15 protein-coding genes are annotated in these 16,300 nt (G+C 40.8%); 8 read left to right on the plus strand and 7 right to left on the minus strand.

Annotated elements, in window-relative coordinates:
* Window positions 1-172: 172 nt before the first annotated feature.
* Window positions 173-1,465, plus strand: coding sequence for an anti-phage deoxyguanosine triphosphatase (locus KK487_RS08750; RefSeq protein ID WP_013465100.1), 1,293 nt, complete (start codon window positions 173-175; stop codon window positions 1,463-1,465).
* A gap of 68 nt (window positions 1,466-1,533) precedes the next feature.
* Here the strand turns inward: KK487_RS08750 and KK487_RS08755 are convergent, their stop codons facing one another.
* On the minus strand, window positions 1,534-3,690 hold the full coding sequence (locus KK487_RS08755) for a prolyl oligopeptidase family serine peptidase (RefSeq protein WP_013465101.1): 2,157 nt from the start codon (window positions 3,688-3,690) through the stop codon (window positions 1,534-1,536).
* A gap of 157 nt (window positions 3,691-3,847) precedes the next feature.
* Between KK487_RS08755 and KK487_RS08760 the strand changes: the two genes are divergently transcribed.
* Both KK487_RS08760 and KK487_RS08765 read left to right on the plus strand, forming a co-directional pair.
* Complete coding sequence (locus KK487_RS08760) at window positions 3,848-4,159, plus strand: Mpo1-like protein (RefSeq protein WP_013465102.1); 312 nt, start codon at window positions 3,848-3,850, stop codon at window positions 4,157-4,159.
* Window positions 4,160-4,336: 177 nt separating this feature from the next.
* Window positions 4,337-6,892, plus strand: coding sequence for a TonB-dependent receptor plug domain-containing protein (locus KK487_RS08765; protein WP_215521713.1), 2,556 nt, complete (start codon window positions 4,337-4,339; stop codon window positions 6,890-6,892).
* Between the two features lie 316 nt (window positions 6,893-7,208).
* Here the strand turns inward: KK487_RS08765 and KK487_RS08770 are convergent, their stop codons facing one another.
* The 3 genes from KK487_RS08770 to KK487_RS08780 all read right to left on the minus strand — a co-directional run bounded on the left by KK487_RS08770 (window position 7,209) and on the right by KK487_RS08780 (window position 10,528).
* Window positions 7,209-8,204: a branched-chain amino acid aminotransferase gene (locus KK487_RS08770; RefSeq protein WP_024603113.1), complete on the minus strand. Its 996-nt coding sequence runs from the start codon at window positions 8,202-8,204 to the stop codon at window positions 7,209-7,211.
* A gap of 231 nt (window positions 8,205-8,435) precedes the next feature.
* A complete protein-coding gene (locus KK487_RS08775) occupies window positions 8,436-9,488 on the minus strand; it encodes a fatty acid desaturase family protein (protein ID WP_036954487.1) in 1,053 nt (350 codons plus the stop codon).
* Entirely contained in the window at window positions 9,485-10,528 is a 1,044-nt protein-coding gene (locus KK487_RS08780; RefSeq protein WP_036954485.1) for a flavin reductase family protein, read from the minus strand. The genes KK487_RS08775 and KK487_RS08780 overlap by 4 nt, the downstream gene beginning before the upstream one ends.
* Window positions 10,529-10,894: 366 nt before the next feature.
* Here KK487_RS08780 and KK487_RS08785 point away from each other — a divergent pair, with 366 nt between their 5' ends.
* The 4 genes from KK487_RS08785 (at window position 10,895) to KK487_RS08800 (ending at window position 13,566) form a co-directional block, all read left to right on the plus strand.
* Window positions 10,895-12,055, plus strand: a complete 1,161-nt coding sequence (locus KK487_RS08785; protein WP_036954482.1) for a PQQ-dependent sugar dehydrogenase — start codon at window positions 10,895-10,897, stop codon at window positions 12,053-12,055.
* 91 nt (window positions 12,056-12,146) lie between these two features.
* A complete protein-coding gene (locus KK487_RS08790) occupies window positions 12,147-12,326 on the plus strand; it encodes a DUF6435 family protein (RefSeq protein WP_010390276.1) in 180 nt (59 codons plus the stop codon).
* A gap of 416 nt (window positions 12,327-12,742) precedes the next feature.
* On the plus strand, window positions 12,743-13,150 hold the full coding sequence (locus KK487_RS08795) for a GFA family protein (RefSeq protein WP_013465110.1): 408 nt from the start codon (window positions 12,743-12,745) through the stop codon (window positions 13,148-13,150).
* Between the two features lie 41 nt (window positions 13,151-13,191).
* Window positions 13,192-13,566 (plus strand): VOC family protein, encoded by a 375-nt coding sequence (locus tag KK487_RS08800; protein ID WP_013465111.1) that lies wholly within the window; start codon window positions 13,192-13,194, stop codon window positions 13,564-13,566.
* A 68-nt stretch (window positions 13,567-13,634) separates the two neighbouring features.
* On the opposite strand, the gene KK487_RS08805 is transcribed toward KK487_RS08800, so the two are convergent.
* Window positions 13,635-14,426: an SDR family oxidoreductase gene (locus KK487_RS08805; protein ID WP_013465112.1), complete on the minus strand. Its 792-nt coding sequence runs from the start codon at window positions 14,424-14,426 to the stop codon at window positions 13,635-13,637.
* Window positions 14,427-14,451: 25 nt separating this feature from the next.
* Window positions 14,452-14,955 (minus strand): Mpo1 family 2-hydroxy fatty acid dioxygenase, encoded by a 504-nt coding sequence (locus KK487_RS08810; RefSeq protein ID WP_013465113.1) that lies wholly within the window; start codon window positions 14,953-14,955, stop codon window positions 14,452-14,454.
* 181 nt (window positions 14,956-15,136) lie between these two features.
* Here KK487_RS08810 and KK487_RS08815 point away from each other — a divergent pair, with 181 nt between their 5' ends.
* Window positions 15,137-15,535, plus strand: a complete 399-nt coding sequence (locus KK487_RS08815) for a hypothetical protein (protein ID WP_128583787.1) — start codon at window positions 15,137-15,139, stop codon at window positions 15,533-15,535.
* A 340-nt stretch (window positions 15,536-15,875) separates the two neighbouring features.
* Here the strand turns inward: KK487_RS08815 and KK487_RS08820 are convergent, their stop codons facing one another.
* Window positions 15,876-16,292 carry a hypothetical protein gene (locus tag KK487_RS08820; RefSeq protein ID WP_128583788.1) on the minus strand — a complete coding sequence of 139 codons (417 nt, stop codon included), beginning with the start codon at window positions 16,290-16,292 and terminating at the stop codon, window positions 15,876-15,878.
* Window positions 16,293-16,300 lie beyond the last annotated feature (8 nt).

Here is a 16,300-nt window from a genome sequence, read left to right on the forward strand (position 1 = left end):
CAATTAAACTCTAAGTTATGTATGGTGTAGTCACATACATACGAGCACTCATTATACCTAAGCCACTTTATAAACGCGAATACCGAACAACTGAATAAAATTCATACGCCTATTGTGAGTTATTTATAATATACTAAGCGTTAAAGTCGTAGATATAGAGATAGGTTGTGACATGGATAAACAGTGGCAAAATAGAATAATTGAACAATATAAGCACCGCCCAAACGATAACCGCTCTCCTTGGCAAATAGACCGCTCTCGAATTATTCATGCTGCAGCATTTAGACGCCTTCAAGCCAAAACTCAAATAATGGGTATTGGTTTAAATGACTTTTATCGCACACGTCTCACCCATTCTTTAGAAGTATCGCAAATAGGCACGGGCATATTACGTCACTTAAAAGCCCAGCACCCTCGTTTTGAACATTTTCCATCAACCGGATTACTCGAAACCTTATGTTTAGCGCACGACATCGGCCATCCGCCCTTTGGGCACGGCGGAGAAATTGCGCTTAACTACATGATGCGTGATCATGGCGGGTTTGAAGGTAACGCACAAACACTACGAATAGTAGCCAAACTAGAGCCTTACAGTAATGGCTATGGCATGAACTTAACAAGGCGCACATTATTAGGGTTTATAAAGTACCCTGGTTTTATCGACCAGCTGTGGTATAACATTCCCAAAGTAGATAAACAACGCGCGTTTATAAAAGCCGACGACTGGCGACCTGCTAAAGGTATTTACAATGACGATGCACCTATATTTAATTGGATCATTGAACCACTGAGTCAAAATGATAAAGCATTATTAACCAGCCAAAATATTGTAGATTCATACCGAGCTAAAACACGCTATAAATCTCTCGATAGTGCCATTATGGAACTGGCTGATGACATTGCCTATGCCGTTCACGATCTTGAAGATGCCATAGCCACCGATGTGTTAAGCCTAGACGATTGGTTAACCCATGCATTGCCGCACTTACAAGCACTCAACTATGATTGGTTAAATACGCTACTTAAATCACTTACAGAGCGATTATTTTCAAAACACGAACATGAGCGTAAAGATGCCATTGGTGAATTAGTAAATACCTTTATTATTCATATTCATTTAGACATACAAAACGATGCCTTTGAATGCCCTATTTTAAAGCACACCGCTAAATTAGATCAGCAATACGAAAGCGTATTACAAATACTTAAGCATTTTGTGTTTCAACGCTTGATACGCGACCCACAAATGCAACAAATAGAATTTAAAGGGCAAAATCTGCTTATTGAACTGTTTACCGCATTTGCCAGCGATCCAATGCGGTTATTACCCGAAACCACGCAAGCACTTTACCTAGAAGCCGAAAAGCACCATCAAGGCATGCGAATTATTTGTGACTACTTAAGCGGTATGAGCGACGAATACGCTTATAAAACTTATCAACGGTTGTTCTCTCCCATACAATAAAGTAGTGAGCCTAAAAAAAAGCCGAGTCATTTAAGTAACTCGGCTTTTCGTTAGCTTATAAAGTCACATTAAAGTGATTTAATGCCCATGTTGTAAAGCGTAAAACCGTACATGTCGGCATAAAGGTCAATAATTTTACTTGTTGGCGTACCCGCACCATGGCCTGCATTGGTTTCAATACGAATAAGCGTTGGATTAGTGCCCGCTTGGTTCGCTTGAAGCTCTGCTGCAAATTTAAATGAATGCGACGGTACAACGCGGTCATCATGATCGCCTGTAGTGATCATCGTCGCCGGATATTCAACCCCTGCTTTTACATTATGAATTGGCGAGTAGCCTTTTAAGTAATCAAACATTTCTTTACTTTGGTCGCTAGTACCGTAATCGTATGCCCAGCCAGCACCCGCTGTAAAAGTATGATAACGCAGCATATCGAGTACACCTACCGCAGGTAGCGCCACTTGAAATAAGTCAGGTCGCTGGGTCATTACGGCACCGACTAATAACCCGCCGTTTGAACCACCTCGCAGTGCTAGGCGCTTTTTAGAGGTGTATTTTTTATCTTGTAAGTATTGTGCAGCAGCAATAAAGTCGTCAAATACGTTTTGCTTTTGCAATTGCGTACCTGCTTTATGCCACTCTTTACCATACTCACCGCCACCACGAATGTTAGCCACTGCGTATACGCCGCCTTGCTCAAGCCAAGCCGCTGTTGTTGAACTAAAGCGAGGTGTTAAGCTTATATTAAAGCCACCATAGCCATATAAAATAGTTGGGTTGCTACCGTCTAATTTAATATCACTTTTGTAAGTAATAATCATCGGTACTTTAGTGCCATCTTTAGAGGTATAAAATACTTGCTCAGAGGTGTAGTTGTCGCTATTAAAATCAATCCCTGACTTACGATATACTTTAGACTCACCACTTTGTACGTCAAAACTGTAAGTCGTGCCAGGGGTTTTGTAATTAGTAAATGAGTAATAAAGCGTAGTTTGCTTTTTTTTACCGCCAAAACCACCCGCCGTACCAACCCCTGGTAAACTTATATCACGGATCAATTCGCCCTGCTTGTTATACTGCTTCACTTTAGAAATAGCATCAACCATGTAGTTGGCAAAGAATGTGTTACCGCCAAGCGTTACATTGAGTACGTTTTCAGTTTCTGGAATAAAGTCTTGCCAGTTTTCAGGTTGCGGGTTGCTTGCATCAACCGTCACTACTTTTTTATTTGGAGCATTTAAGTTAGTAACCAAAAATAGCTTGCTACCTTCGTTATCAATCACACTGGTATCAGAGTCGGTATTACCCACTACGGTAACAAACTCGCTATCTGGCTTAGTTAAATCTTTAATAAATAACTTATTGCCTGAGGTCGATACGCTAGCACTAATAAACAAATAACGGCCATCTTTGGTCGCTTTAGCGCCTACATAACGGTGTTTTTGCTCAGCGGTATCGCCAAATACTAGCGTATCCTCGCTTTGGGCTTGGCCTAATTTATGGTAGTACACTTTATGTTGATCAGTTTTTGCAGAAAGCTCACTGCCTTCTGGTTTGTCGTAGCTTGAATAATAAAAACCATCATTTGCCAACCAACTCACGCCACTAAATTTAACATCAACCAGTGCTTGCTCTACTTGCTCTTTGGTTTCGGTGTCTATAACAATGATTTTACGCCAATCACTGCCACCTTCCGATATTTGGTATGCTAACAATGAGCCATCTTCTGAAAATGATAAGCCCGACATTGAAGTGGTACCATCTTCACTAAACGTATTAGGATCTAAGAAAATCTCAGCCTCGCCCCCGTCTTTACTGCGGTATAAAACGTACTGATTTTGCAGGCCATCATTTTTGTAAAAATAGGTGTAATCACCTTCGGTGAACGGCGCGCTGATTTTTTCGTAGTTCATTAACTTTTCAAGGCGCTGCTTTAACGTATCTCTGTACGGTATTTGCTCTAAATATGAAAAGGTTAGGTTATTTTGTGTTTTAACCCATTGAGCCGTTTCATCACTCATATCATCTTCTAACCAACGATACGGATCAGCCACAGTTTCACCAAAGTAGCTATCAACCACTGTGCCTTTTTTAGTTTCAGGGTAATCTAGAGAGTTAACTGCTTTCATTGCTGTTTTTACTTCATTTTGAGTGGTGTTTTCTGCAGGTTGTGAACAACCCGCAAGTGCGATTACAACCGCACAGGTCAGTGTTTTTTTTAGCATTGTTATTTTAGTTCCTTGTTGATAATCACTCTAAGTTATTAACTTTTCCTGCTTTTGTCTATTAAGATGCGGTAAACGTCATTTATCGCTGTTAACCTGCGCTTAGTTACGCTTAAATACATTAATGAACAACGTTTAAACACCAATAGGCTAAGTAATGACAGAAACCCAATCCTTTAAAAGCTTTAAACGCTTTTACCCTTATTACTTAAAAGAGCATCGTAATCAAACCTGCCGTAGATTGCATTTTATAGGCAGTAGTTTAGTACTGTTACTGGCAGGCTATGCGTTTTTTAGCTCACAACTTATGTTGTTATGGTTATTACCAGTGATTGGTTATGGCTTTGCGTGGGTTGGGCATTTCTTTTTTGAAAAAAACCGCCCTGCTACATTTAAGCACCCGTTATATAGTTTATGGGGCGATTGGGTAATGTTTAAAGATATGCTCACAGGTAAAATAAAATGGTAAATGGCGACTTACGCTACAGGCTACTCAAATAGTCCACCTGCCGCTGTAAATAAATTGTAGATTGAATGTAATTCAATTGACCTTGGTTGTAAAAATGGTCTACCTTGACAACAGAAATTTCAATTAGTTCATTAATAATTGAATTACCTGTAGAGCATTGAATGAGGGAAACTAATCATGCAACTAAAACAGCTATTTACAGCAAAAAAAACCATTACACTCAGTGTTGCCGCTGCACTACTTGGATCCTGGTCGGTAAATGCCGCACAGCAAGACACACAAGCAGAAGAAAATATTGAACAAATTAGTGTAATTGGCTCTCGCCGACTCGGCCGCACAGTTGAAGACAGCCCAGTTCCGATTGATATCATTAGCGGTGATGCCCTAAAAAGTTCAGGGCAAACTGAAACCAATGCACTACTGAGCACTTTATTACCAAGCTTTAATTTCCCTCAGCCATCAATCACCGATGGCAGCGACCATGTGCGCCCAGCTCAACTGCGTGGCTTAGCACCTGATCACACCTTAGTGCTCGTAAATGGTAAACGTCGCCATAGTAATGCACTGCTTAATTTAAATGGTTCAACCGGTCGTGGGTCATCATCGGTTGATTTAAACGCTATTCCAGCCAATGCCATTGAGCGAATAGAAGTATTGCGCGATGGTGCCGCTGCGCAATATGGCTCAGACGCCATTGCCGGTGTGATTAATATTGTCCTTAAAAGTAATAGCAGTGGCGGCAGCCTAGGTGCTGTATATGGAGCAAACATCACCGAAATGCAGGGTGTGCCTCAACTAGAATCCGTTTCTGAAGATGCCAATGGCAACTTAGCCTTTAATGAAGGCAGCGACCGTTCGCTGACCGACGGCCAAACCTTAACCCTGCAAGGTAATATGGGGTTTGAATTGGGCGATAACGGCTTTTTAAGTATTTCTACTGAATATCGCGACCGTAGCTCAACGAATCGCTCTGATTATGACCAGCGCGAAAATTACGCCCGCCTACCTGATGGCTCTCTTGATCCGCGTGAGTTCACATGGGATCGTTACAATCATAACTTTGGTAATGGCACCGTTGAAGACTTCGCGCTGTTTTATAATGCCGGTTATCAGTTAACTAACGATGCCGAGCTTTACTCGTTTGGCTCTTACAGCAAGCGTGAAGGCGAAGGCGGTGGTTTTTATCGTCGCGCACAAGACAGCCGTAACGTAACAGATATTTATCCTGATGGCTTTTTACCGGTGATCACCTCAGATATTGACGATTTTTCATTAGCACTTGGCGTAAAAGGTTTTGCTAATGAATGGAATTACGACGCTTCTGCTGTATACGGCCAAGATGCCTTTAACTTTGGTGTTATTGATAGCTTAAACACCTCATATGGACCTAGCAGTCAAACCAGTTTTGATGCCGGTACACTTACCTACGATCAGCTGACTATTAATCTTGATTTTAGCCGCGAGATTGATGCAGACTTTTTAGCTAGCGGAATTAACGTCGCAGTGGGCGCTGAGTATCGTCGTGAAGGCTACGAAATTCAGGCAGGCGAAGAAGCCTCATACGCACAAGGCACTTTTGGCCCTGGTGGCGCAGTAACCGACCCAGTTAATGGCCCATTTGGCTCTGCAGGTTCGCAAGTATTCCCAGGTTTCACACCTGAGTCTGCGGGTGATAACAGCCGCCATAATGTTAGCCTTTACATTGATTTAGAAGCCTTTATTACAGATAACTGGAACGTTGCCGTCGCTGCGCGTTACGAAGACTACTCTGATTTTGGCGATACGCTTAATGGTAAAATTGCCACACGTTATACGCTAACAGAAGATTTAGCATTACGCGGCTCTGTATCAACCGGCTTTAGAGCGCCCTCTCTGCAACAGCAATATTTTACTTCAGTGGCCACCGTGTTTGTTGATGGTATTCCAACACAAACAGGGACGTTTGCCCCAAGTAGTGATGTAGCCGTTGCATTGGGATCACCGGGCTTAGATGCAGAAGAAGCCACCAACTACGGGGTAGGTTTTACCTGGTCAACCGACTTTAATTTCAGCTTATCTGTGGATTATTACCAAATATTAATTGATGACCGTATTGTGTTATCAAATAACCTGTCGGGTGCAGGTGTAGCAAGCTTACTTGAGGGCACTGGAGCTAACCAAGGGCGGTTTTTCTTAAACGCGATTGATAGCAAAACCCGTGGCGTTGATGTGGTTGCCTCTTACAACCTAATGACCGATAACTACGGTGATGTAGCATTTAATTTAGGCTATAACTACGGCAAAAACGAAGTGACTAATATTATTGCCCCACCCGCTGAGCTACAAAGCGTAGGTGTTGAACAAGATAATTTGTTCTCGGGTAATGAACTGCGTCGTTTTGAAGTAAGTACCCCGCGTAACAAATACAACCTAAGCGCTACATGGACACTAAACGAATGGCGTACCACACTTCGCAGCACTCGCTATGGTGAAACACAAGACCCATCAGAAATTCCAGAGCGTAACGAAGTGCTCAAGCCAAAGTGGATCACCGACTTAGATGTTGCTTATGCACTTAATAACAACATTACTCTGAGCTTAGGCGCGAATAATGTGTTTGATGTATACCCAGATCCAACTCGGGATTTAGTGAGCGATGTAACCACTTTCTCTCGTTTGTTCTCTTACTCGGGCTTTTCGCCATTTGGTTTTAATGGCCGCTATGTTTACGGCAAAGTTGAAATGAAATTTTAAGCTGCAGCTAAAAACAAAAAGCCACACTATTTAGTGTGGCTTTTTAATAGATTAGGGTCTGTTGATCTTTCAAGGTTAAATTTGCAGCAGTCTGTTTGGTATTTAGGCAAGGCAGAGCCTATGTGGTGTGGTTATTCCCCATAAATAGCATCAATGCCAAACAGGCGCTGCCCGAAGGGTTCTGCCTAGGGACGATTTACTCTTTGTTGCTCGGTTTTTACTTAGCCCACTAGGTTACAAACCTCGCGCCGCGATTAAACCGCCCCTAGTTTGAACAAATTTTAATCCGCAAAGGTCAACAGACCCTAGAACCCGATTAGATTTTAGTTAACCAACCGTGTGTATCTTCACTTTTACCCCATTGAATATCGTTCAATGCTTGGCGTAAACGTGCTGTTGTTGGTCCTGGTTCACCATTACCCACTTTGTATTCTTTATCGTTATGGATAAACGTACCTACTGGTGTTAATACTGCTGCAGTGCCTGAAAGTGCTGCTTCAGTGCCTGGTTTTGCTGCACGCTCTAAAAGCTCAGTTACGGTAAAGTTACGCTCGCTTACCGTCATTCCTAAATCTTTCGCAATGGTTAAAATACTATTACGAGTAACACCATGTAAAAAGGTGCTGTCGAGTGCTTTAGTAATGATTTCGTTGCCATCAATTAATATGAAGTTGGCCGCGCCGGTTTCTTGCACATCGCCACCTGGGCAAAATAAAATTTGGTCGGCTTTATATTTAGTGCGCGCTGCTGATATTGGGCCAAGCGCGCTAGCATAGTTACCACCGCTTTTAATCATACCCATATGCGGGGCACAGCGCATGCCGTCTTCTTCTAATAAAACACGTAACGCGGTAGCACCACCTGAAAAGTAGTCACCCACTGGCGATAATAACGTATAAAGCAATGAGCTCATTGAAGGCGCAGCCGCTTTGCCAATGGCAGCTTCAGTACCAATGTGGGTTGGGCGAATATACATAGAACCAGGAGGAAGCGGCGTTTCATCGGCGTATTCACGAACAATATCGATGATCATTGTTTTTAGCATCTCGCCATCAACCGCTGGTAAACTTAATAATTCAGAACTTTGCTGCATACGCGCAATATTTGCATCCATTCTAAAAATATTTACCGAACCATCTTCATGGCGAAAGGCTTTTAAACCTTCAAAACATGTACTTGAATAATGAAGAACGTGTGCACCTGCATGCAACTCAAGCTTATCGCAAGGAACAATTGAGCTTTCGCCCCACTGATTGTCAGAAAACTTAGCTTGAATCATCTGCGGCATAAACACAGTACCAAATGCGGCCATTTTTATTCTCTCTTGTGTGGTCTATTTTTCTCCATTGTATGACAACCCGCTACTATTTAACCATAGCAAAACAGGCTGTTTTTAAATTAATTAGACGAATTTTTTGCATGTACTGATGATTATTTAATCAAAAAAGCACTTGCTAACTCTTTAATGCAATAATCAGCTAACAATTTAAGGCTAGCTGATTATTTAATGCATACATTATAGTAGCGGCTATTTTATTAACCTCTATTTAAATGAATAACGAAATATACGTTTTAACACCGAGGTATATTGGTGAAAAAAACCGCCGGTGTTGTATGCAATGCCCTGCTTTTGTAAAGCAGCTTGCACTTGTGGTGCTATTTCTTGGTAGCGTGACGATGGCATATCAGGAAATAAGTGGTGTTCAATTTGAAAACTTAAATGCCCCGTTAAAATATGAAACCAACGCGCCCCTTTAATGTTTGACGACCCAAGCGCTTGGCGATAATACCACTGACCCTGGCTTTCGTTTTCACAATCTTGCTCGTAAAAGGTATGCGTTTGCTCGGTAAAATGGCCACAAAAAATAATGGTTGATGTCCATAAATTACGAATTAGGTTCGCCAATAAGTTACCGCTTAGCACCCATAAAAACAGAGGCCCCGCTAAAAGTGGAAACAGCACATAGTCTTTAATTAATTGGCGCGCCCCTTTACTAAAAAAGCGTTTTTTTAACGTACTATGCGCTACAGCCCCTTTGCGGTTTGGCTTCTTTTTACCTATAAACACACGCTCACCCGCCAGCTCATGGTACGACACGCCCCACTGAAATAGCACACTTAAATTTAAATAGGTAATAAACTGCCAAGTATTTTTTAAACGCCATTTAAAGTCATTACTTAATCTTAATAAGCCATAACCAAAATCGCGGTCTTTGCCAATAATATTAGTGTAAGTATGGTGCTCAAAATTGTGTACTCGGTTCCAACTTTGGCCGTCGCAGGCTATATCCCACTCGTATGTTTTTGAATTAAGCTGTTTGTCGTTCATCCAATCGTATTGACCATGCATTACATTGTGGCCAATTTCCATGTTGTCGAGAATTTTAGCCAAAGCCAGTAACAACACACCCGCCACCCACAATAAAGGCTGTACAAAACCAAGCATTAATAAAATGCGCCCACCTATTTCGCACAGTCGCTGCTTGCGGACAATAGAGCGTATATAATTAGCATCCTTTTGCCCTACTTTGGCAAACGTCGACATTTTTATGCCATCTAAATCTTCGGCTAATTGTTGATAATTTATGGTTGTCATAGCTGTAACTCCAAATCACTGACCGCTTGGCTAACACACAGTTGAATTAACTGCTCGCCGTTATCTGATAACTCACCGGTTTTTAAATTGCGCACCACGCCCGTTTTTTTAATGCACTGGCATTGATGACAAATACCAATCCCACACCCTCGCTGCACAGGTAGTTTTTTTGCCTCAAACTGAGTTAACAACACCTCATTCGCTGCTACGTCGTGGTGATCATTATTAATTTTTACAGTAAATTGACTGTCATCATTTAAGCTTGGCAATGCAAGGCCAAAGGCTTCTTGGTAATAGGTTAAATGATGCTGGTTTGCAAAATGTGCAATTTTTTGCATAAACGCTGCTGGCCCACAGCAGTAAATATCAGGATTGTCATCGATGTTTATATGCGTAGTTAATTGCGGGCTCATATCGCGAGTGAGTAACAAGTAAGAAAAATGCGCATAACGCTCTGCTAATGCGGCAAGTTCTTCAACGCATTGGTGCTCATTAGCTTTTGCAAAATACAGTAATTTGATAGTGTGCTGAGTATTTGCTAATTGCTGGCTAAGCATTGCCAGCATAGGTGTAATACCCGAGCCACCAGCAACAAAGGTGCTGGCTTTATGCCAGCTTTTAAATACAAAGTCGCCACTTGGCGCAGAAATATTACACCACGACGGCGCCTTTAATGTGCTTTGCAACTGAGCTGTAAAACGTCCTTGCTCATTGGTTTTAATTAAAACTCGCAGCAATCCGGTTGCTTTGTATTGCGCGGGGCTGCAAGCAATCGTAAATACACGGGTAAGCAAACGCCCGTTGAGCTCAAGCGTTAAACTAATATGCTGGCCCGCAATGTGGGCGCGCCACTGTTTATTGGGTTTAAGCGTTACACTTAAAAACTGACCACTCAACGCGTGTACATCAACAATTTGCGCACGAAAAAAGCCGGCTCGCCATGCAGGTTTAACGACCTGTATTAAAGGCTCTATGTAAGCGGCAAAGCTTTGATGGTGTAAAAACCATTTTGAAAATTGGTCTAATACCGAAGTTAGCATGGTTATTAATTCTCTACTTAAATCGACTACCCATCACTTTGTGTTAAGCGAATTCACGCAAACACATGTGCTGGGCTTTAAATATTTGAGCCTACACGTGTAAGCTAAACTTTCAGCGCACAAGTGTACGCTCGAATTTTTAAATTTCAACCCTAATAGAGTAATTATTCAATTTTTTTAAAGCGGTCTTTAATTCCTATACCCGTAAAGTTAGTTAAACACCTGAGGGACATAAACAAACTCATTAAGCTAAAAACCAACATTAAAGCGGTTAAATAGCGTGCAATTTCATTCATCCCAAATACTTAACACTGTGATTAATAGCGTGCTAAGGTGGTTAAAATTTAGTTAATTTTGGAAGCCATTATGAACAAAGTAACAACGCGTAAAAAATTTTCTACACTCGCCACAGCCAGTTGTGCATTGGCATTTTCGGCGCTTACCAGCCTTAGTGCTCATGCAGTTGATTTTAAAGAACTAGATAAATTAGCGCTTAATGTAAAACCGGTCACTGTTGCCCAAGGGGTTTCTATTCCCTGGGCTATTGAGGCTCTACCAAACGGTGATTTATTAATAACCGAGCGCAGTGGCACCTTATATTTATTGCGTAAAAATACCACCAGCTTAACTAAAATTTCTGGGCTACCTAAAATTGATGCCAACGGCCAAGGCGGCCTACTTGATTTAGAGCTTCATCCTGATTTTGCTAATAATCAATGGCTGTATATCACTTACTCAAGCAGTGAAGGTGACGGTGCTGGCAGTAACACCGCACTTATGCGCGCAAAATTAAGTAACGATCACAGCCAATTACGCGAGCCACAACAATTATACAAAGGCGAGCATAATTCTAAAAAAGGCCAGCACTACGGCAGCCGTATTGTGTTTGATAACCAAAACTATGTGTATTTTTCGATTGGCGATCGCGGCTCACGAGATATTAACCCACAAGATTTAAGCCGCGATGGCGGTAAAATTTATCGTTTACACGACGATGGTAAAATTCCAACCGACAACCCATTTGTAAACCAAAAAGACGCAAAACCAGCGATTTGGTCATACGGGCATCGTAACCCACAAGGCATGTGGTTCGATGGTGAAAATAATGTATTTTGGGCACACGAACACGGCCCCCGTGGCGGCGATGAGCTTAATATGATTAAACCTAAAACTAACTACGGCTGGCCAGTGGTAAGCTATGGTATTAACTACAGTGGCACCTCGTTTACCGATTTAACCGAAAAATCAGGCATGCAAGCGCCCACATTACAATGGACACCCTCTATTGCTCCTTCAGACATGCTGCTCGTAAAAGGTGACAAATATCCTGAGCTTAAAGGAAAATTTTTAATCGCTTCAATGAAATACGCGTTTATTAGCGTACTTGAAATAGCAGATGGCAATGTCGTTAAACAAAGTAAATTACTGGAAGGCATTGGTCGTATTCGCAGTCTAGCACAAAGTGATGATGGCACTATTTACTTAGGATTGGACGGCCAAGGCATTATGCGCCTTGACCCACAATAATCTTTTAATACGCTATTACAGTAACAGCAAACTTTTTGCGTCTTCACTGCGTATTGTTAATGTAACTAGCTAATAAACAACGAGGGTGTTGATGTTTTCATTTTTAAAGCCAGATCCAATCAAAAAATTACGTAAAGAATACGACGCAAAATTAGAACAAGGCATGCAAGCGCAAAGAAAAGGCGATATAAAAAGCTACGCTATGTTAACCGACGAGGCTGAAAAAATTTGGAATGAAATAGAAGCGCTCGAAGCCAAAAAAGCCAAGTAAACATTAAACCTAATAAGTTTAAACTTATCCCCCGCATTAACAGTGCGGGGTTTGTATTTCCCCGACTAAATAACTTCGATAAACATTTATCCAACTAAGTAAAATTAGATACACTTCTTATAAGTTCACTTTGCATTTCCCCCATCACGTTATTACAGCCCTATTAGTGCGACACTCAAAAGCCATTTTATTTCTCGCATAATCAGTTGTTTACATTAAAGTTAATTAGTGAAATTATTTACCTAATACGACAAGGACTTGATGAATTGTTTGAAATAGCAAACCATTTAAGCGCTAATGGTTATGTGGATACGAGAAAAGCATTTTTAGTGGGGTGTAATCAAGCCATAAAGCGTCAACAATTTACTGGCAAGAATACAATATAACGAACAAATTATATAAACCAAGGAATACAGATGTACACAGGTAGTTGTTTATGTGGCTCAATCAATTTTTCAATTAATGGTAATGTTACTGATATTATCCATTGTCATTGTTCGCTTTGCCGTAAGGCCAGTGGCAGTGCCTTTGCTACCAATGGGTTTATTAATGCCAGCGAGTTGACGTTAACTGACAAAAACGGAACCCTCACCTTTTACCAAAGTAGTGAAGGTAAACGTAAGTACTTTTGTAAAACCTGTGGTGCACCAATTTATAGTGCTAATGCACAATCTCCTCAAAGATATCGCCTTCGATTAGGCGCGTTGACCTGCGATATTACAGAGCGACCAATATCGCACAATTTCATCACCTCAAAAGCTAATTGGGAAGATTTAGATGCTCAGCTTCCTCGTTATGAGGGACATGAGCCAGGGCGAAAGTAAATCGCCATAAATTTATCTATTTTTTTGTAGTGGGAGTTTACATGAAACTGAATCAAGTAACTTTGCCAGTCAAAGATATGAATGAAGCGGTGAGTTTTTATCGCTCACTTGGCTTTACCCAAATTGTTGACACACCTCATTATGCACGTTTTAGTTGCCCTGAAGGTGACTCTACATTTTCATTGTCTCTAGAGAGTGAATTTTTTGAAAATCATTCTGTAATTTATTTTGAAAACGATGACCTTGAGCAATTGTGCCAACAGTTGATCAAAAAGGGGATCGTATTCGAACAGCAACCCACAGAGCAAAGGTATCTATGGAAAGAAGCGATTTTAAGAGACCCTTCAGGCAATAAAATTAAACTCTACAAAGCTGGAGAAAATCGATTAAACCCACCTTGGAAAGTACAAAAATAGCTATTAACTTTACACGAATCAGCATTGCGCTCAGGGGCTCAATGCTGGTGTTTAAGTACTGTACTTAGTTATTTATATTCTACCTTAGCGGTTAATCGATTAAATAAACTAGGGAAAAACCGTTTTATAAACGGTGCCCAACCGCTTAACCCTTGGCCTATTACCACTTCGTCTTTTTTATTATAGATTGCGGTGAGCATTTTCGATGCGGCTACATTTACATTCATACCATTTTCTATTGAAGGCTCAGGTTTGTTTTGTGCCTCTCCTTGCCCGTTCAATGAATTATGGGCAATCGCTGTTTTAATTGAGCCAGGGCAAATAGTTAAGCAATGTATATTGTGCTGCGCGACTTCGGCGCGTAAGCAATCCATAAAGCCTACTACAGCGTATTTACTGCCTGAATAACCCGTTCTAAACTTAGAGCCCACTTTGCCTGCCACGCTACTAATAGCCACTACAGAGCCGCTTTTTCGCGCCACCATTGAAGGTAGCACTGCTTTAGTGAGTGCAATTAAACCAAAGTAATTTACTTCCATGAGTTGGCGGTACACTTTAAAGTCATTTTCTAAAAATAAACTACGCTGTGATACGCCACCATTATTTATTAAAATATCAATTGGGCCTAAGCTATCTATTTGCGCTGATACATCCTGCAGTACAGTTTCGGGCTTTGATAAATCAAGGGGAATAACACGATGCCCCTCGCCTTTTATCTCGTCTTTTACTTGGTTGAGTTTATCGATATTTCGCGCTGATAAAATAACCTTCGCACCTTGCTCTGCAAATTGTTTTGCAAGCTCTTCACCAATACCTGATGATGCACCGGTGATCCACACTGTTTTATTATTATAATCCATGGTTTACCTTATAGTCTTTGACTGATTATGCTTTAGTTGGGCCCGCTATTTCATTAACTTGCTGTTCTAAATTTTTATAAAAACCCATTAAAAATAACAGCTCTGCGGTGACATACAAAGGGCCAATAATTAAACCCACTAAATCATCAACAAAGGCGGGCTTTTTGCCTTCAAAATAATGACCAATAAACTGTAACACCCAGCCAAATACAAACACACCCACACCAATCGTCAGCCAAGATGTAAAGGGCATTGCGGCGATAGGCTGCGCTGCCACTAACAATAAAGTAAAAATGATGCCCATGATTAAACCTAGCGAAAAGCTAAGCATAAAATAGTAAACCACACTGGCAAGGACAAAAAGCTGCGCCCCATCGACATTAAAACTCCCTAGAGGAATTTCAACACGCGCTAGTAAGCACAATGCAGCAAATACAATCAGTGGAATACCAAAAAAGTGAGTTAATACGTTACGCTTTGAACGATGATACAAGCCATACTGGCCAAGTTGTTGTTGTAGAGTTTTCATAGGTTGATCCCGTTGTTATTTTTATAAGCAAAGTTCACCTTATAAAAAAGTGCGCACAATAACAACAAATACCGATGGTTATAAATTAAAAGGCTTACTAATGGCTCTTTAATTGGGTATTGATGTAAACTATTTAAAATAAATGTTTAACTGTTGGCCCTTGTAATATAAGGAAATCATCATGTTATTAAAAGCTCTAGCCATAGGCTTATTACTTGCTTTAGGCGAGATAATTAATGGCAACATTCGGGTGCGAGTTCTGCATCGATTATATGGGCAACGACGCGCTAAAACACTTAGTTTACTCTCAGGCATCGCCATTATTTTTGCTATAGCTTGGTTAGCCCTGCCATGGGTTGCCCCTACAAATTACCTAGATTGTTTTAAATTAGGCTCAATGTGGCTAATAATAATGCTTAGTTTAGATATTTTTGTGGGTAGGTATTTATTTAAATATAAATGGCACAGAATTTTTGATGACTTTAATCTCTTTAAAGGCAACTTGCTTAGTGTAGGCATGTTGATACTTTTTATATGCCCAAGCTTGGTTTTTTGGTTGCAGATGAAAGTTATGGTTTAGATCACTTCTCTAAAAGCGCAGCGTCTCTTCGCTCTCTTTGTAAATTGATCATAAAAAACAGTATGAACTGAGAGACTTGAATGAGAAGAAAATGAGAAGCCATAAAAAGTATGCTTTAGATCACTGCTCTAAAAGCGCAGCGTCTCTTCGCCCTCTTTGTGCATTGATCATAAAAAACAGTATGAACTGAGAGAATTGAATGAGGAGAAAATGAGAAGCCATAAAAAGTATGCTTTAGATCACTGCTCTAAAAGCGCAGCGTCTCTTTGCCCTCTTTGTGCATAATTCACTTAAAATCTATTTAAAGTCAGGAGTAAATGAGCTTGCAACGTGTCGTTACCTAAGCTAACGCGGTTACAAGCTTGCCTTTTTCATGCGTAGGTTGCATGGCCATTCGATCAGTGCCTTTTTCGTATTCTTGCTCCAGCATTTTTTGTAACTCTGCAAGCTGCTCTTTAATGGTGTCTATATCAGCACCTTGCTCTTGAAGTTTTTCTGCCAATGCTTCGATTGCTGCTTTTAACTCAGCAATTTTTTCTTTATCAACCCCTAATCGTTGATAAATAAGCGCCTCTTGCGCATTTTCTAAAAAGCTTTTGTCTTGTGGCTTAGTGCTTGCGATTTGCGTTTGTTCGCTATCGTTGGTTTTAGCTGTTGCCGCAGGGCCAGAAGTTGTCACTACTTCGTCAGCTTTTGCCGGTTTATTTATTGTACTAACATAAGTACTATATTGATTTTTAAAGGTTATTGATGTCATCAGCTCAA

This window comes from Pseudoalteromonas sp. SiA1, from assembly GCF_018732205.1.
GTDB classification, from domain to species: Bacteria; Pseudomonadota; Gammaproteobacteria; order Enterobacterales; family Alteromonadaceae; genus Pseudoalteromonas; species Pseudoalteromonas tetraodonis.